The sequence below is a fragment of the Caldimonas caldifontis genome, from assembly GCF_002930615.1.
GTDB classification, from domain to species: Bacteria; Pseudomonadota; Gammaproteobacteria; order Burkholderiales; family Burkholderiaceae_C; genus Caldimonas; species Caldimonas caldifontis.
Genome location: NZ_PSNX01000003.1, coordinates 72,016 through 87,586 on the forward strand (window position 1 = coordinate 72,016; position 15,571 = coordinate 87,586).

Annotated in this window: 15 protein-coding genes; 5 read left to right on the top strand and 10 right to left on the bottom strand. The window is 69.3% G+C overall.

Translation table 11 applies throughout. From position 1 onward, the window contains the following. Window positions 1–4: 4 nt before the first annotated feature. The 4 genes from lptA to argS all read right to left on the bottom strand — a co-directional run bounded on the left by lptA (window position 5) and on the right by argS (window position 3,755). The gene (gene lptA, locus C1704_RS03585) at window positions 5–571 is read right to left on the bottom strand and encodes a lipopolysaccharide transport periplasmic protein LptA (RefSeq protein ID WP_104301077.1); all 567 of its coding nucleotides are present in this window, start codon (window positions 569–571) and stop codon (window positions 5–7) included. 101 nt (window positions 572–672) lie between these two features. Then, window positions 673–1,308 (bottom strand): thiol:disulfide interchange protein DsbA/DsbL, encoded by a 636-nt coding sequence (locus C1704_RS03590; protein ID WP_104301079.1) that lies wholly within the window; start codon window positions 1,306–1,308, stop codon window positions 673–675. 100 nt (window positions 1,309–1,408) lie between these two features. Continuing rightward, entirely contained in the window at window positions 1,409–2,011 is a 603-nt protein-coding gene (locus C1704_RS03595; protein ID WP_104301081.1) for an SPOR domain-containing protein, read from the bottom strand. A 58-nt stretch (window positions 2,012–2,069) separates the two neighbouring features. Next, window positions 2,070–3,755, bottom strand: coding sequence for an arginine--tRNA ligase (gene argS / locus C1704_RS03600; protein WP_104301083.1), 1,686 nt, complete (start codon window positions 3,753–3,755; stop codon window positions 2,070–2,072). Between the two features lie 95 nt (window positions 3,756–3,850). On the opposite strand from argS, the gene C1704_RS03605 reads away from it, so the two are divergent. Beyond that, window positions 3,851–5,212 carry a serine/threonine-protein kinase gene (locus C1704_RS03605; protein ID WP_104301086.1) on the top strand — a complete coding sequence of 454 codons (1,362 nt, stop codon included), beginning with the start codon at window positions 3,851–3,853 and terminating at the stop codon, window positions 5,210–5,212. 45 nt (window positions 5,213–5,257) lie between these two features. Here C1704_RS03605 and C1704_RS03610 read toward each other — a convergent pair whose 3' ends face one another. Next, window positions 5,258–5,713: a DUF2214 family protein gene (locus tag C1704_RS03610; RefSeq protein WP_104301088.1), complete on the bottom strand. Its 456-nt coding sequence runs from the start codon at window positions 5,711–5,713 to the stop codon at window positions 5,258–5,260. A gap of 2 nt (window positions 5,714–5,715) precedes the next feature. Next, complete coding sequence (locus C1704_RS03615; protein ID WP_104301090.1) at window positions 5,716–6,651, bottom strand: LysR family transcriptional regulator; 936 nt, start codon at window positions 6,649–6,651, stop codon at window positions 5,716–5,718. A 166-nt stretch (window positions 6,652–6,817) separates the two neighbouring features. Between C1704_RS03615 and C1704_RS03620 the strand changes: the two genes are divergently transcribed. Beyond that, window positions 6,818–8,998: a malate synthase G gene (locus tag C1704_RS03620; protein ID WP_104301092.1), complete on the top strand. Its 2,181-nt coding sequence runs from the start codon at window positions 6,818–6,820 to the stop codon at window positions 8,996–8,998. Here C1704_RS03620 and C1704_RS03625 read toward each other — a convergent pair. Together C1704_RS03625 and C1704_RS03630 are read right to left on the bottom strand one after the other, a co-directional pair. Then, entirely contained in the window at window positions 8,986–9,396 is a 411-nt protein-coding gene (locus C1704_RS03625; protein WP_104301094.1) for an HIT family protein, read from the bottom strand. The genes C1704_RS03620 and C1704_RS03625 overlap by 13 nt on opposite strands. 53 nt (window positions 9,397–9,449) lie before the next feature. Then, window positions 9,450–9,833 carry a TraR/DksA family transcriptional regulator gene (locus C1704_RS03630; protein WP_104301096.1) on the bottom strand — a complete coding sequence of 128 codons (384 nt, stop codon included), beginning with the start codon at window positions 9,831–9,833 and terminating at the stop codon, window positions 9,450–9,452. A 116-nt stretch (window positions 9,834–9,949) separates the two neighbouring features. On the opposite strand from C1704_RS03630, the gene C1704_RS03635 reads away from it, so the two are divergent. Further along, window positions 9,950–10,720, top strand: coding sequence for a class II glutamine amidotransferase (locus tag C1704_RS03635; RefSeq protein WP_104301098.1), 771 nt, complete (start codon window positions 9,950–9,952; stop codon window positions 10,718–10,720). Window positions 10,721–10,727: 7 nt separating this feature from the next. On the opposite strand, the gene C1704_RS03640 is transcribed toward C1704_RS03635, so the two are convergent. Then, a complete protein-coding gene (locus C1704_RS03640) occupies window positions 10,728–11,735 on the bottom strand; it encodes a porin (protein WP_104301100.1) in 1,008 nt (335 codons plus the stop codon). A gap of 160 nt (window positions 11,736–11,895) precedes the next feature. Between C1704_RS03640 and C1704_RS03645 the strand changes: the two genes are divergently transcribed. Continuing rightward, window positions 11,896–12,399 carry a (2Fe-2S)-binding protein gene (locus C1704_RS03645; protein WP_104301102.1) on the top strand — a complete coding sequence of 168 codons (504 nt, stop codon included), beginning with the start codon at window positions 11,896–11,898 and terminating at the stop codon, window positions 12,397–12,399. After that, entirely contained in the window at window positions 12,396–14,702 is a 2,307-nt protein-coding gene (locus C1704_RS03650) for a xanthine dehydrogenase family protein molybdopterin-binding subunit (RefSeq protein ID WP_104301104.1), read from the top strand. The genes C1704_RS03645 and C1704_RS03650 overlap by 4 nt, the downstream gene beginning before the upstream one ends. Here the strand turns inward: C1704_RS03650 and pyrF are convergent, their stop codons facing one another. Next, window positions 14,703–15,542: an orotidine-5'-phosphate decarboxylase gene (gene pyrF, locus C1704_RS03655; RefSeq protein WP_104301105.1), complete on the bottom strand. Its 840-nt coding sequence runs from the start codon at window positions 15,540–15,542 to the stop codon at window positions 14,703–14,705. Between the last annotated feature and the right edge of the window lie 29 nt (window positions 15,543–15,571).

Below are 15,571 nucleotides of genomic sequence, written 5' to 3' on the forward strand. Positions count from 1 at the left end.
AACGTCAACGTGTGCCTCCGCGGCTGCTGGCCGGCGCCGGCGTCAGGACCCCGCGCACCCGGCCGTCGGGGCTGCCCTCGCCCCCCCCTTGCACGGTGAAGGTCTCGGCCGTGTTGTCCCAGGTGATGGTCTGGCCCTGGATCTCGTCGGCCAGGTCGTTGCCGCGCAGCCGACGGATCATGGCATTGCCGCTCAGCCGCACCGTGTCGGTGCGGCTGTCGTAGTCGATGCGCGCGGCCCGGCCTTCGACATGCTCATCGACGCCTTCACGCTTTTGCCGGAAGTAGGCGGGCTCGCCCGTCCCGGTGGCCTGGGCGCTGTGGTGGCCTTCTGCCGACTGACGCACCTCCACGCGCTCGGCCCGCAGCAGGAGCGAGCCCTTGGTGATCTCGACCCGCCCGGTCAGGACATTGACCCGCCGCGCGTCGTCATAGCGCAGGGCATCGGCGGTGAAGCGCAGGGGCTGGTCCCGGTCCGCCCGCTCGGCGCCTGCCGGGCCCGCCGCAACGGCCAACCCCCACAGGCTGGCGCAGACCGCCAGGCGGACGGTGGAGGAACAAAACGGGCTCATTGCGGCATGAAACTTGCAGTTTGCCGCATTCTAGCCCAGCGCGGCTGCCTGAGGGAGGGCCACCGAGCATTTTTCATGCCGAGCCAGCGCCCGGCAGACGATTACTTGCCGGCGCGGGCCTGGGCGATCAGGAAGTCGGCCACCTGCAGCGAACGCTCCAACGAGCCGGCCAGCGCCCCCGAGGTGTAGTAGCGGCCATTCACGCCGATGGCGGGCACGCCATCGATCTTGTAGGCCTCGGCCGTCTGTTTGGCCTGACGGGTCTTGGTCTGCACGCCGAAGGAGTTGTAGGCCTCCAGGAACTTGGCACGGTCCCCCCCGTGGCGGGCGACGAAATCGGCCATCGCTTCGGGCTTGTTCAGGGGGTTGCGCTCCACGTGCACCGCATGGAACACGCGCTTGTGCATCTTCTCGAGTTCGCCCATGGCTTCCAGCGCGTAGTACAGACGCTGATGGACCGTGAATTCGTCGCGGAAGGCCACCGGCACGCGGCGGAAGCTCACGTCAGCGGGCAACCTGGCCGCCCAGGGCTCGATCACCGGCTGGAAACGGTTGCAGTGCGGGCAGCCGTACCAGAAGAACTCGACCACCTCGACCTTGCCATTGGCACCGCCAGCCAGCGGCTGGCGCAGCACCACGTAGTCCTTGCCGGCTGCCGGGGCCTGGGCCCAGGCGGCGGGCAGGGCGAGCCCGGCCAGCGTGGCGGTCAGTCCGGTGGCAAATGCGCGTCGTTTCATGAATGTTGTCCTTTCGTCTGCACGTGTGTAACGCCTGACAGATGGATCAGGCCGACACCGTGAAGTTCAGCCGCCGGTCTGCTGCCGTGCGACGTTCGTCTCAGCGCTGGGCGCGCACCAGGGCCGCGTCGATGCCCTGGCTGCTGAGCTGGGTCTGGGCCCGGTCGGCCTCGGCCTGGGTGTCGTAGGGGCCCAGACGCACACGGTAGACCGTGCGCCCGCTCTGTTCCAGCTCGGTCACGCGGGCGGTGAGCCCCATCATGGCCAGGCGGGCGCGCTGTTGCTCGGCATCGGCCGCGCGGGTGTAGGCCCCGGCCTGCACGAAGTAGATCAGGCTCGGCGGCGCCGTGGGAGAGGCGCCGGGCGTGACAGCGCCAGAAAGGATGGCGGCTGGGTCGCGCGCGGGTGCCGTGCCCTGGCGCAAGCCGGGCGGCACGTCAGGCAAGGCCCCGCCGGCGGCCGGCGCGGTGGGCGCAGAAGCGCCAGCGGCCGGGCTGCCGCGCCCTTGCAGCGGTGCATTCGGGTTCCAGTTGCGGTTGCGCTCGGCCTCGGCCGCCTCCTGCTCTGCCGAGCGGGCCGGCACCTTGTTGACGAAGGGGACCGGCACCTTGGTGACGTACAGCGCCACCGCCAGCGCCACGGCCAGGCCGATGAGCACGCCCACCACCAGACCCAGGGCAAAACCGCCGCGTTGCTTTTTCATCCGACATTCAATCCTTGCAGGAGGGCCTGGTCCATTGTGGCGCAGACCGACCCGGAGTTCACATCTTGGCCGGCGCGCTCACGCCCAGCACGGCCAGGCCGTTGTGCAGCACCTGGCGCGTGGCCACGAGCAGCGCCACGCGGGCGCGCGCGAGTTCGGCATCATCCACGAGGAAGCGCTCGGCTGCGTAGTAGGCATGGAAGGCGCTCGCCACGTCGCGCAGGTAGAAGGCCACGTCGTGGGGCGCGAGGTCACGCGCAGCAGCCGACAGCATGCCCGGGTACTCCGCCAGCTTGAGCATCAGCGCCGCCTCGGCCGGCATCACCAGGCGGCCCAGATCGGCCCGGGGCAGCAGGTCGAGGTCGCCGCCGTGCTGGCTGCGCCACTGCTCGACCACCGAGCAGATGCGCGCATGGGCGTACTGCACGTAGTACACCGGGTTCTCGTCGTTCTGCTTGAGCGCCAGGTCCACGTCGAAGGTGAACTCGGTGTCAGCCTTGCGGCTGATCAGGAAAAAGCGCACCGCATCGCGGCTGGTCCAGTCGATGAGGTCGCGCAGGGTCACGTAGGAACCGGCACGCTTGGAGATCTTCACCTCCTCGCCGCCCTTCATGACCGTGACCATCTTGTGCAGCACGTAGTCGGGGTAGCCCACTGGAATGCCCACGCCGGCAGCCTGCAGACCAGCGCGCACGCGCGCGATGGTGCCGTGATGATCGGTGCCCTGGATGTTGATGACCCGGGTGTAGCCACGCTCCCACTTGGTGATGTGGTAGGCCACGTCGGGCACGAAGTAGGTGTAGCTGCCATCGGACTTGCGCATGACGCGGTCCTTGTCGTCACCGTATTCGGTGGTGCGCAGCCACAGCGCGCCGTCCTGCTCGAAGGTCTTGCCGGCCTCCACCAGGCGCTGCACGGTGCGTTCGACCCGCCCGCTCGTGTAGAGGCTCGACTCCAGGTAGTAGTGGTCGAACTTCACACCGAAGGCCTGCAGGTCCAGGTCCTGCTCGTGGCGCAGGTAGGCCACCGCGAACTGGCGGATGCCGTCGAGGTCGTCCGGGTCGCCCGAGGCGGTGAACTCGCGGTCGTCGGCCTTGACGGTCTTCTTCGCCAGGAAGTCGGCCGCGATGTCGGCGATGTACTCGCCGTTGTAGGCCGACTCGGGCCAGCCGGCGTCGCCAGGCTTGAGGCCCTTGATGCGGCATTGCGTGGACTCCGCCAGCGTCTGGATCTGCACGCCGGCGTCGTTGTAATAGAACTCGCGCGTGACCTGGTCGCCCTGCGTCTCGAAGAGACGACAGATCGCATCGCCCAGCGCGGCCTGGCGGCCGTGACCCACGTGCAGCGGCCCGGTGGGGTTGGCTGAGACGAATTCCACCATCACGTGCCGGCCAGTGGCGGCCTGGCGGCCGTAGGCCTCACCGCTGGCGAGGATGTCGGCCACCACGGCCTGCTTGGCCGCGGGCTTGAGGCGCAGGTTGATGAAGCCGGGCCCGGCGATCTCCAGGCTGTCCACCCAGCGCGCGAAACCTTCGCGCTGTTGCAGGCCCGCCACCAGGGCTTGCGCGAGTTCACGTGGGTTTTTCTTCAGGGGCCTGGCCAGTTGCATCGCCGCCGTGATGGCGAGGTCGCCATGCGACGCCTGCTTGGGGCTTTCAAACGTGGCTGCCGGGGCCAGCTCGGGTGCGAGCGCCGCCAGCTCGGCGGCGAGGTCATCCAGGAGTTCTTGCTTGGCGCGGATCATTCCCGGATTCTACGTTTTGGCCTCGTCACACCTCGATACACCTGACGTGACACCGGCTTGCGCGGGGGGCGCCGCAGTGAAATGATGCGCTGACCATGACACCCGAGACGCTTTCCGAGGCCCCGCCGGCCGACCCACCCGTCGGCCAACCGGCCCACATCGGCGAATACAAGGTGGTGCGCAAGCTGGGCGAAGGCGCCACCAGCGAGGTCTTTTTGTGCCGCGACGAGTTCCATTCGCGCGATGTGGCCGTCAAGCGCGTGCGCCCCTCGGCCTTGCGCGATCCTGTGGACGGGCGCTACTACTCGCGCTTCTTTGCCGCCGAGGCGTCGCTGGTGGGCCGGCTGCACCATCCCCATGTGGTGCAGCTCTATGACGCCGTGGAAGGCCCCGACGAGCCCTACCTGGTGATGGAGTACGTGGAGGGCACGACGCTGCGGCCCTTCTGCCGGGCCGACCAGCTGCTGCCGCTGGAGCTCATCGTCGAGATCGGCTTCAAGTGCGCGATGGCCCTGGGCTATGTCTTCCGCCAGGGGCTGATCCACCGCGACATCAAGCCGGCCAACATCCTGGCCGTGACCAGCGCCGGGCAGATCACGGACGTGAAGCTCACCGACTTCGGCAGCGTGCTGCATCTGCAGGCCGACACCACCCAGGTGCACCGCGTGGGATCGCTGGCCTACATGTCGCCCGAGCAGATCGACGGCGCCCCGCTGAGCGCCCAGTCCGACATGTACGCCCTGGCGGCGGTGCTCTACCACCTCATCACCGGCCACCCGCCGGTGGAGGCGCAGTCGCAGGGCGAGATGATCCAGCAGGTGCTGCATGGCCCGGTGGTGGCGCCCAGCGAGCGCCGCCAGGGGGTGTCCACCGCCGTGGACGAGGTCATCCTGCGCGCCCTGAACAAGGCGCCGGCCGATCGCTACGACCACTGGGACGACTTCGCCCACGCGCTGGCCGGGCTGATCGCCAGCCGCGAGGTGCCGCGCGGCAACCTGCAGGCGGTGCTCGACTCCGAACGCTTCAGCCTGCTGCGCTCGGTCGACTTCTTCCGCCACTTCGACGACGTGGAGCTGTGGGAGGTGGTGCACCAGGCGCGCTGGCAGCGCTATGGCTTCGGCCACAAGCTGATGTCGCGCGGCGAACGCGGGCGCGACTTCCACCTCATCGCCCAGGGCGCCGTGGACGTGCTGCGCGACGGCCAGCGGGTGGAGTCGCTGGGCGCAGGCTCCACCGTCGGTGAGATGGCCTACCTGGCGCCCAGCAAGGAGCCCCGCTTGCGCACGGCCGACGTGGTGGTCACCGAGCCCGTCACCACGATCTCGTTCACGCCCGAGAGCCTGCGGCGCATGAGCCTGGCCTGCCGCGACCGCTTCAACGAGGCCTTCATCGCCGTGCTGGTGCGCCGGCTGCACGCGGCGCACGAGGCGCTGTCACACCCTCAGCGCATTCTGTGAAGCGCCTCGTCCACCTCATCGAGGGGCTGCCTCGGGCAGGATCGATCAGCGGGTCCAGATGCCACGTGCGAGCAGGGTGCCCGCCAGCGGCAGCAGCAACAGCACATGGGCCTGGATCATGACCCAGCGGCGCGCCTGGCGCACCTCGCCTTCCGAGGGGAGCCCCTGCCCGGCAGCCAACGCCGCGCGCCAGCGGCGGTAGGCCCGCGCCGGCGGGAGGGCCATCAGGCCGATGACGATGAACACCGTGAGCTTCAGGTGCAGCAGCGGCTGGCTCCAGGTCCAGTCCCAGCCCTTGGCGCCCCACCAGGCCCGTGCCAGGCCGGTGGCCAGCACGGTGAGGGCGGCGATGTCGGTGAGGCGGTCCAGACGACCCAGGCGGTGCACCACCGCCTCGTTCATCCACTCCACGCGGCACAGTGCCGCCTGGCTGGTCATGAACACGACGAGGCCGAGGATGGCACCGATGTGGGCGTAGGCCAGCAGGGCTTCCAGCAGCATCGTCAGGTCTCCTTCGAAGGGGTGGTCGGCGCAGGCGAGGTCCAGTAGGCCGCATCGCCATAGGTGTGCTTGAGGAAGTCGATCCACAGGCGCACGCGCAGCGGCAGGTGCTTGCGCTGAGCGAACACCGCGTAGATGCCATTGGGGGGCGCGGCGAAATCGTCGAGCACGCTCACCAGGCGGCCGGCGGCGATGTCGCCTTCCACCTCCCAGGTGGAGCGCCAGGCCAGGCCGAGGCCGGCCAGGCACCAGTCGTGCAACACCTGGCCATCGGAGCAGTCCACGCGCGAGGGCGGCCGCACATGGGTCAGTTCACCGTCCACCGTGAAGGCCCAGCCCCGCGTCTGGCTGGCGTCGGAGCTCAGCGTCAGGCAGTCGTGCTGGCTCAGCTCGGACGGATGCTGCGGCGCCGGACGGCGCTTGAGGTAGGCCGGCGAGGCCACGCACAGCCGCCGGTTGTCGGCCAGGCGCAGGCTCACCAGGCTGGAGTCGGGCAGATCGCCCACGCGCACGGCGCAATCGAAGCCCTCGTTGACGATGTCCACCACCCGGTCGGACAGGTTCAGCGACAGCGAGACTTCCGGATGCAGGCCCAGGAAGCGTGGCACCAGCGGCGCGACGTGGCGGCGGCCGAAGCCGGCCGGCGCGGTGATGCGCAGGTGGCCGCTGGCCTTCACGCCGCCGGCCGAGACGCTGGCTTCGGCATTGGCCAGGTCGGTGAGCAGGCGCTGGCAGTCCTCGAGGAAGGCGCTGCCTTCGTGGGTGAGGGTGATGCGCCGGGTGGTGCGCACCAGCAGCTTCACCCCCAGCCGCGCCTCCAGCGCGTCGATGCGCCGGCCGATCACCGCCGGCGCCACGCCTTCGAGGTTGGCGGCGGCCGTCAGGCTGCCTTTCAGGGCCACCTGGGTGAAGGATTCGAGCTGCTTGAGCTTGTCCATACAGGGGTGCTTCCGGGTTTCGCCGCAGATTACGACCCAAAAAGTCAAAGATCAAGCGCCATGTTTGGGATTAATCATGGGCCATGGTTTGAATAAAGTGTGGCTCAAAGGCCCTGAAAGGGCCGCGCCTTCCCCTGCATCTGCCCATTGAGCAAGGACACGACCCATGAGCAACCGCATCACCGTCCACCGACTGCAAGTCGCCCACGAGCTCCACCGCTTCATTGAAGATCAGGTTTTGCCCGCCACCGGCGTGAACAGCAGCACCTTCTGGGCCGGCTTCGACGCCATCGTGCACGACCTGGCCCCCAGGAACGTCGCCCTGCTGGCCGAACGCGACCGCCTGCAGGCCGAACTCGACGCCTGGCACGCCGCCCACCCCGGCCCCATCACCGACATGCCGGCTTACCGCGCCTTCCTGGAGAAGATCGGCTACCTGGTGCCCCCGCCCCGGAACGTGCAGGCGACCACCGCCAACGTGGATGCCGAGCTGGCCTTGCAGGCTGGCCCGCAGCTCGTGGTGCCCATCCTGAATGCCCGCTACGCGCTCAACGCCGCGAATGCCCGCTGGGGCTCGCTCTATGACGCCCTGTACGGCACCGACGCCATCCCCGAGACCGACGGCGCCGAAAAGGGCAGCGGCTACAACCCCGTGCGCGGCGCCAAGGTCATTGCCTACGCCCGCAACGTGCTCGACCAGGCCGTCCCGCTGGCCAGCGGCTCGCACAAGGACGCCATGGCCTACCAGGTCGAAGGCGGCCAGCTGCGCGTCACGCTGCGCAACGGCAGCACCGGCCTGAAGGATCCAACCCAGTTCGTGGGCTACCAGGGTGAGCCGGCCGCGCCCAGCAGCGTGCTGCTGAAGCACCACGGCCTGCACCTCGACATCCGCATCGACCGCAGCAAGGGCATCGGTGCCACCGACCCGGCCGGCGTGGCCGACGTGGTGCTGGAGGCTGCGCTGTCCACCATCCTCGACCTGGAAGACTCGGTGGCCGCCGTGGATGCCGCCGACAAGGTGGCCGGCTACCGCAACTGGCTGGGCATCCTCGACGGCACGCTCACCGAAGAAGTGAGCAAGGGCGGCAAGACCTTCACGCGCGGCCTCAACCCCGACCGCCACTACACCGGCGCCAACGGCCAGCCGCTGACACTGCACGGCCGCTCGCTGATGTTCCTGCGCAACGTGGGCCACCTGATGACCAACCCCGCCATCCTCTACGACGGCGGCAAGGAGATCCCGGAAGGCATCCTCGATGCGGTGGTGACCACGACCATCGCGCTGGTGGACCTCAAGCGCCGCACCAATTCGCGCACCGGCAGCGTCTACATCGTCAAGCCCAAGATGCACGGCCCGGCCGAGGTGGCGTTTGCCGCCGAGCTGTTCGGGCGTGTGGAGCAGCTGCTGGGCCTGCCCGACAGCACCGTGAAGCTGGGCATCATGGACGAGGAGCGCCGCACCAGCGTGAACCTGAAGGCCTGCATTGCCGCGGCCGCCAGCCGCGTGGCCTTCATCAACACCGGCTTCCTCGACCGCACCGGCGACGAGATGCACACCGCCATGCGCGCCGGCCCCATGCTACGCAAGGGCGACATGAAGACCACCAAGTGGATCGCCGCTTACGAGCGCAACAACGTGCTGGTGGGCCTGAAGTGCGGCCTGCGCGGACGCGCCCAGATCGGCAAGGGCATGTGGGCCATGCCCGACCTGATGGCTGCCATGCTCGAGCAGAAGATCGCCCACCCCAAGGCGGGCGCCAACACCGCCTGGGTGCCCTCGCCCACGGCCGCCACGCTGCACGCCCTGCACTACCACCAGGTGGACGTGGCCGCGGTCCAGCGCGAGCTGGAGAAGATCGATGCCGACGCCGAACGCGACGCCATCCTGAACGACCTGCTGCAGGTGCCGGTGGCCCCGGCCCCGAACTGGTCGGACGCCGAGAAGCAGCAGGAACTCGACAACAACGTGCAGGGCATCCTGGGCTATGTGGTGCGCTGGATCGACCAGGGTGTGGGCTGCTCCAAGGTGCCCGACATCCACAACGTGGGCCTGATGGAAGACCGCGCGACGCTGCGCATCTCCAGCCAGCACATCGCCAACTGGCTGCTGCACGGCGTGGTGAGCGAGGCCCAGGTGCGCGCCACCTTCGAGCGCATGGCCGCCGTGGTGGACCAGCAGAACGCCGGCGATCCGCTCTACCAGAAGATGTCGGGTCGCTTCAGCACCTCAGCGGCCTTCCAGGCCGCGCTGGACCTGGTCTTCAAGGGCGTCGAGCAGCCCAGCGGCTACACCGAGCCGCTGCTGCACGCCTGGCGCCTGAAGGTGAAAGCCGCTCAGTCCAGCTGAAGCTTCGCCGCGAGCTCGCGCAGCCGCTCGATCCCGGGCTCCTTGCGCGGCCAGACCAGCCCCACGCCGTCGCCCTCGTGGCGCGGCAGTACATGCAGGTGCAGGTGGGGCACGGTCTGCCAGCCGGCCGGCTTGTTGGCCTGCAGCACCGTGATGCCCGCCGGCTGGAAGGCCGCCTGCACCGCGCGGGCGATGCGGCGGGCCGCGCGCATCAGCGCGGCGGCCTCATCTTCGGTGCAGTCCAGCAGGGTCTCGCAGGGCCGCTTGGTGGCCACGATCACGTGGCCGTCGTTGACCTGGCCGGCATCCATGAAGGCAAAGACCAGGTCGTCTTCATAGACCTTGGCACAGGGCCATTCGCCCGACAGCAGGCGTTGGAAGACGGTGGGGGCGGTCATGGGCGGGTCTCCTCGTCGGTCAAAGCCCCGATGATGGCGCACCCCGCCAGGGTTCAGCGAGCGGGCGGACCCGATCCTTCCCGCGCGCCCTGGCAGCTCACGCAGCGCCGCGCGGCCGGGTTGAGCCGCAGGCGGTCGAAGGGGATGGTCGCACTGCAGTCCTCGCAAAGACCGTAGTCATCATCGCCCACGCGCTCCAGCGCATGCGTCACCTCGCGCAGTTCGATCTGCTCCAGGTCGGTCAGCGCCTGATCGACCTCGCGGTCGGACGCGCGGGCGGGGGCGTCGTCATCGTCCTGGGTCAGCACCTGGCGCGCGTGGTCCACGCGGGAGCGCCCCTCTTGATGAAGATCGCGCTGGCGCAACAGATCCTGCAGACGCAGGCGCAGGGTGTTTTCCAGCATCGCGCGCTGTCCGGCCGTCAGATGGTGGCTCATGGGAGGCTCCTTTTCACCTTCACATCGTCGCACCCGAGCAGGTCGCCGATCTTGATATCGCGCAAGACCGGCCGACGGCACAATCACTGGATCGTGAGCTTTTGCAGGATCCACGCATGTGCCAGTTGCTCGGCATGAACTGCAACACCCCCACCGACATCGTGTTCAGCTTCACGGGCTTTGCCACGCGTTCGCAGGAGCATGCCGACGGCTTCGGCATCGCCTTCTTCGAGGGCAAGGGCGCGCGGCTCTTCGTCGACCCGCAGGCGGCCCTGCATTCCCCGGTGGCCGACCTGGTGCGCCGCTACCCGATCCGCAGCACCAATGTGATCGCCCACATCCGCAAGGCGACCCAGGGCGAGACCCGGCTGGAGAACTGCCACCCCTTCGTGCGCGAGCTCTGGGGCCGGTACTGGGTGTTTGCGCACAACGGCGACCTGAAGGGCTATGCACCGCACCTGCATGCCGCCTTCCGACCCGTGGGCGACACCGACAGCGAGGCCGCCTTCTGCTGGCTCATGCAGGAACTGGCCAAGAACCACGCGCGCGTGCCCACCCCCGAGCAGCTCACCGACACCCTGACCGAGCTCGTGCCGCAGGTGGCGCGGCATGGCACCTTCAACTTCATGCTCAGCAACGGGCATGCGCTGTGGGCGCACTGTTCGACCCATCTGCACTACCTCGTGCGCGAGCATCCCTTCCGCCCCGCCAGACTGCAGGACGAGGACCTGAGCGTGAACTTCGCCGAACTGGCCTCGCCCCAGGACCGGGTGGCCGTGATCGTCACGGAGCCGCTCACCCGCGATGAGGCCTGGACGGCCTTCGCGCCGGGCGAGCTGATCGCCTTCGTGGACGGGCAGCCCCTGCGCAGGCCGGCCCGGCCCTGACACAGCCTCAGAAGCGGTGGCGGATGCCGAAGGCCACCGTGTTGCCGCTGTCGGTGTCGCGGATCTTGTCGTACATGTAGACCGCGTAAACGTCGGTGCGCTTGGACAGGAAGTGGTCGTAGCCCAGGCTGGCGATGTCGCGCTTGGACTCGGTGGTGCCGGTGGTCTTGCGCGAGCCGTAGGACGCCAGCACCGAGCCTTCACCGATCCTGTAGGACGCGCCGAGCTGGAAGATCTTGTCCTTGCTGTCGACGGCGCCCTGATCTTCGCGGATCTGGCCGTATTGCCCGAAGAGCTTCACCGCACCCAGGGCGTAGCTGGCGCCCAGCTGCACGGCCGTCTCGTCCCCGCTGTCGAACACGGCCTGTACCCGCTGCGCGGAGAAGCTCAGGCCGAGTGGGCCGGCGAAGTACAGCACATTGCCGCCGATGTTGGCATCGCGTGCGCCCGGCGTTTCGTCCAGGGCATAGGTGACCGTGGCGCTGAGGCCGCCGAAGCGCGGCGAGGCGTAGGTGATGCCGTTGCTCCAGCCGGAGTCGCCCGCGAGCGTGCCCGTGCTGCCGTAGTAGCTGCGGATGGCCGGCGAGAAGCCGAAGGAGTCGCCGAAGGGGTTGAACAGCAGCGTTGACACGAACATGGGTGTGGAGCGGCGACCCAGGGTCACCGTCCCGAAGCTCCCGCTCAGTCCCACATTGGCGTTGCGCGCCCAGAAGGCATCACCGTTGAACCGTGCGGCCTCCCCGGTGTCGGCGCGCAGGAAGTGATCCAGGGCAAAGTTCACGGCCAGGCCGCCGCCCAGGTCCTCCTTGCCACTGAAGCCGATGTAACTCGTGGTCATGCCGCCGGACTCGACGCGGCCGAGTCGGGAGGATCCGCTGGTCTCATAGGACCCGACCGCCAGGTCGATCAGGCCATACAGCTGGACCGACGATTGGGCCTGCGCGCCCACACAGGCGCCCACGCCCAGGGCCATGGCCGCGCCCAGACGGGCCACGCGACAGGGGGACAACTTCATGATGTTCTCACTCCTCAAGGGTTGCAGAAGATGTTGCATCGTTTTGTATGCAAGAGCTGTGCCCATGCCCGGCGCCATCCGATGGTGCGTTGGCATTCGAAACGGACCGATTCCGGGTCACAATGCCTGGAACCTGAGCTTTCGCTGAACCCGCACCCCGATGCAGCTGCAGATCAACGGTCAGACCCGCGACGTTCCCGATGACGCCACGGACCCTTCGATGCCCCTGTTGTGGGTGCTGCGCGATGTGCTGCAGCTCACCGGCACCAAGTTCGGATGCGGCATTGCGGCCTGCGGCGCCTGCACCGTGCGGGTGGACGGCCAGGCCGTGCGCTCCTGCGTCACGCCGCTGTCCTCGGTGCAGGGGCGCAGCATCCAGACCATCGAGGGGCTGGCCGGCGACAAGGAGCCCCATCCGCTGCAAGCGGCTTGGGTGGCGCACCAGGTGCCCCAATGCGGCTACTGCCAGAGCGGCATGCTGATGGCCGCCGCCGCCTTGCTCGACACCACCCCGGAGCCCACCGATGCACAGATCGATGCGGCGATCACCAACCTGTGCCGCTGCGGAACCTACCCCAGGGTGCGGGCCGCCATCAAGACGGCCGCCGCCCAGCTCAGGCCCACCCGTCCTCCGCGCGGTCCTTTGCGCGTGAAAACCGCATGAAGCGCCGCACCTTCGTCCTCAGCGGGGCGGCGCTGGGCGGAGCCCTCCTGGTGGGCTGGGGCGCGATGCCGCCACGCGACCGGGTGGGACGCCGCGGCCCGCTGACCTCGACCGACAACGAGGTGCGCCTGAACGGCTGGATCCGCATCGCCGCCGACGGCCGCGTGCTGCTGGCCATGAACCGCAGCGAGATGGGCCAGGGCGTGCACACGGCCTTGCCGATGCTCGTGGCCGAACAGCTGGACATCGGTCTGGACCGCATCCAGCTCGAACAGGCCGGACCCGAGGCGCTGTACGGCAACGTGGCGATGTTCCTCGGGGCCCTGCCTTTCCATCCAGACGATCGCGAGCCCGGCCACGAGACGCGTGGCGTGCGCGCCGGCCGCTGGTTCGTTGCCAAGCTGGCGCGCGAGCTGGGCATCAACGTCACCGGCGGATCGTCCAGCATCGCCGATGCCTGGGAGGTGCTGCCGCTGGCCGCGGCCACCGCCCGCGCCGAGCTGCTGGGCGCCGCGGCATTGCAGTGGCGACTGCCGGTGGACGAGCTGCGCATCGTGAACGGGGTCATCGAACACGAATCCGGGGTGCGCGGGCACTTCGGCGAATTCGCGCGCCAGGCCGCGGCCCTCACCGTCAGCGCCCGCAACATCCACGTGAAGCCGCGCGAAGCCTGGCAGGTGATCGGCCGGCAACCGCTGCGCACCGACGTGCCGGCCAAGGTGAACGGCACGGCCGTCTTCGGCATGGACGTCAAGCCCGAGGGCCTGCTGTATGCCGTGGTGCGCCACTGCCCGATGCTGGGCGGCAGTGCAGCGCGTGTGGATGTCGATGCCACGCTGCGCCGCCCCGGCGTGGAGCGCGTGGTGCGCCTGGGCCGCACCGCCGGTGCCACCTCGGGCGTGGCCGTGGTGGCACGCAGCACCTGGCATGCCCTGCAGGCCGCGCGCAGCATGGACGTGGTGTGGCGCGCCCCGCCTCACGACCCGTCCGTGGGCCTGCTCGACACGCAGCGCATCGACGCATCGCTTGAACAGGCCGCTCGCGAAGCGCAGGACAACGCCGGCGGCGTGCCCTTCCATCGCCGCGGTGACGTGGACGCAGCCGAGGCCGCCGCCGCACGGCGTCACGAGGCTGTCTACCACGCCCCCTACCTGGCCCACGCCACGATGGAGCCGATGAACTGCACGGCCCAGGTGCGCGACGGCCGCGTCACCGTGTGGGCGCCCACCCAGGCGCCCACCTTCGCACGCGAGGTGGCCGCGCGCGTGGCCGGCGTGGACGTGGACGCGGTGGACCTGCACATCACGCTGCTGGGCGGCGGTTTCGGCCGCCGCCTGGACGTGGACTACGTGGCCCAGGCCGTGCGCATCGCGATGGAGACCGGCGGCCGCCCGGTGCAACTGGTGTGGCCGCGCGAGGAAGACTTCACCCACGACTTCTACCGCCCTGCTGGTGTTGCCGTGATGCGTGCCGCGCTGGACGCGCGCGGCCGTCCTCAGGCCCTGCGCATGACCGTGGCCGGCGACGCCATCACGCCGCGCTGGATTGCGCGCAACCGCCCCGCCTGGGCCACGCGCTTCGACGCGCCCGACAAGACGGCCGCCGAGGGCTTCTTCGATCTGCCCTATGCGGTGCCCCACCAACGGATTGCGCAGCAGGCCACGCGCAGCGGCGTGCCCATCGGCTACTGGCGGGCGGTGGGCCATTCCCACCATGCCTTCTTCACCGAGTGCTTCATCGACGAGCTGGCGCACGAGGCTGGCCAGGACCCGGTGGCCTTCCGCCTCAGCCTGCTGGACCAGCACCCGCGCTTTGCCACCGTGCTCAAGCTTGCGGCCGACAAGGCCCAGTGGGGTCGGCCGCTGGCTCCCGGCCGCGCCCGCGGTGTGGCCCTGCACGAAAGCTTCGGCTCCATCGTCGCCGAGGTGATGGAGGTGTCGCTCGACAACGGCCGCCCGCGCGTGCACCGCGTGGTCTGCGCGATTGATTGCGGCACCGTGGTGCATCCGGGTATCGTGGCCCAGCAGATGGAAGGCGGCGTGATCTTCGGCCTGAGCGCCGCGCTCTACGGCCGGGTGGACATCCGCAACGGCGAAGTGGTGCAGAAGAACTTCCACCAGGCGCCCATGCTCTCGCTGGCCGAAACCCCCGTGATCGAAACCCACATCGTGCCCAGCACCTTGCCGCCCGGCGGAGTGGGCGAACCCGCCACACCACCGGCCGCCCCGGCGCTGGTCAATGCCTTGTTTGCACTGACGGGCGAACGCGTGCGGCGGCTGCCCTTGCTGCCCCCGCCGGCCTGATCAGCGTCGCGCCGCGTTGAGCTCGTCGCGCGTGGCCATCGCAGCGCGCCGCGCGGCTTCGGCGAAGTCGGGGCCGCTGCCGGCGTAGAGCACGCTGCGGCCCACGTTCACCACCACCAGGCCGGTGATGCGGCCACCGTGCTCGCGGTAGCCCGCCTTCACGGTGGCGGTGGCGTCCCCGCCCTGGGCGCCCACCCCGGGGATCAGCAGCGGCACCGTCGGAGCGAGCTCGCGCACGCGCCCAATTTCGGCGGGGAAGGTGGCGCCCACCACCAGGCCGAGCTGGCCGGTGGTGTTCCAGGGGCCCTGGGCCAGGCGGGCGAGGTGTTCGTACAGGCGGGGTTGCCCCTCCACCTCGGCCAGGCGCTGGTTCTGCAGGTCCGAGCCGCCGGGGTTGGAGGTGCGGCACAGCAGGATGGCGCCCTTGGTCGGATAGCGCAGATAGGGCTCGATGGAGTCGAAGCCCATGAAGGGCGAGAGCGTGACGGCATCGGCCCCGTAGCGCTCGAAGGCCTCGCGGGCGTACTGCTCGGCGGTGGCGCCGATGTCACCGCGCTTGGCGTCGAGGATGACCGGCACCTGCGGTGCCACGGCGCGGATGTGCGCCATCAGCCGCTCGAGCTGGTCTTCGGCGCGGTGGGCGGCGAAATAGGCGATCTGGGGCTTGTAGGCGATGACCAGATCGCGGGTGGCATCGACGATGGCCGCGCAGAAGTCGAAGATGCGCGAGGCATCGCCGCGCCAGGGCGACGGGAACTTGGCCGGATCGGGGTCCAGCCCCACGCACATCAGCGAGTCGTTGAGGCGTTCGGCGGCGTGGAGCTGGTCGATGAAAGGCATGCCCCGATTGTAGAAGGGGCCTCCCGCGG

What these genes read in the sequence shown, in the direction of transcription:
- argS (WP_104301083.1), bottom strand. Translation starts at nt 3,755, where the DNA reads ATGATCCGCGCCAAGCAAGAACTCCTGGATGACCTCGCCGCCGAGCTG.
- C1704_RS03650 (WP_104301104.1), top strand. Translation starts at nt 12,396, where the DNA reads ATGAAGCGCCGCACCTTCGTCCTCAGCGGGGCGGCGCTGGGCGGAGCC.
- pyrF (WP_104301105.1), bottom strand. Translation starts at nt 15,542, where the DNA reads ATGCCTTTCATCGACCAGCTCCACGCCGCCGAACGCCTCAACGACTCG.
- C1704_RS03640 (WP_104301100.1), bottom strand. Translation starts at nt 11,735, where the DNA reads ATGAAGTTGTCCCCCTGTCGCGTGGCCCGTCTGGGCGCGGCCATGGCC.
- C1704_RS03625 (WP_104301094.1), bottom strand. Translation starts at nt 9,396, where the DNA reads ATGACCGCCCCCACCGTCTTCCAACGCCTGCTGTCGGGCGAATGGCCC.
- C1704_RS03610 (WP_104301088.1), bottom strand. Translation starts at nt 5,713, where the DNA reads ATGCTGCTGGAAGCCCTGCTGGCCTACGCCCACATCGGTGCCATCCTC.
- lptA (WP_104301077.1), bottom strand. Translation starts at nt 571, where the DNA reads ATGAGCCCGTTTTGTTCCTCCACCGTCCGCCTGGCGGTCTGCGCCAGC.
- C1704_RS03635 (WP_104301098.1), top strand. Translation starts at nt 9,950, where the DNA reads ATGTGCCAGTTGCTCGGCATGAACTGCAACACCCCCACCGACATCGTG.
- C1704_RS03620 (WP_104301092.1), top strand. Translation starts at nt 6,818, where the DNA reads ATGAGCAACCGCATCACCGTCCACCGACTGCAAGTCGCCCACGAGCTC.
- C1704_RS03595 (WP_104301081.1), bottom strand. Translation starts at nt 2,011, where the DNA reads ATGAAAAAGCAACGCGGCGGTTTTGCCCTGGGTCTGGTGGTGGGCGTG.
- C1704_RS03645 (WP_104301102.1), top strand. Translation starts at nt 11,896, where the DNA reads ATGCAGCTGCAGATCAACGGTCAGACCCGCGACGTTCCCGATGACGCC.
- C1704_RS03615 (WP_104301090.1), bottom strand. Translation starts at nt 6,651, where the DNA reads ATGGACAAGCTCAAGCAGCTCGAATCCTTCACCCAGGTGGCCCTGAAA.
- C1704_RS03605 (WP_104301086.1), top strand. Translation starts at nt 3,851, where the DNA reads ATGACACCCGAGACGCTTTCCGAGGCCCCGCCGGCCGACCCACCCGTC.
- C1704_RS03590 (WP_104301079.1), bottom strand. Translation starts at nt 1,308, where the DNA reads ATGAAACGACGCGCATTTGCCACCGGACTGACCGCCACGCTGGCCGGG.
- C1704_RS03630 (WP_104301096.1), bottom strand. Translation starts at nt 9,833, where the DNA reads ATGAGCCACCATCTGACGGCCGGACAGCGCGCGATGCTGGAAAACACC.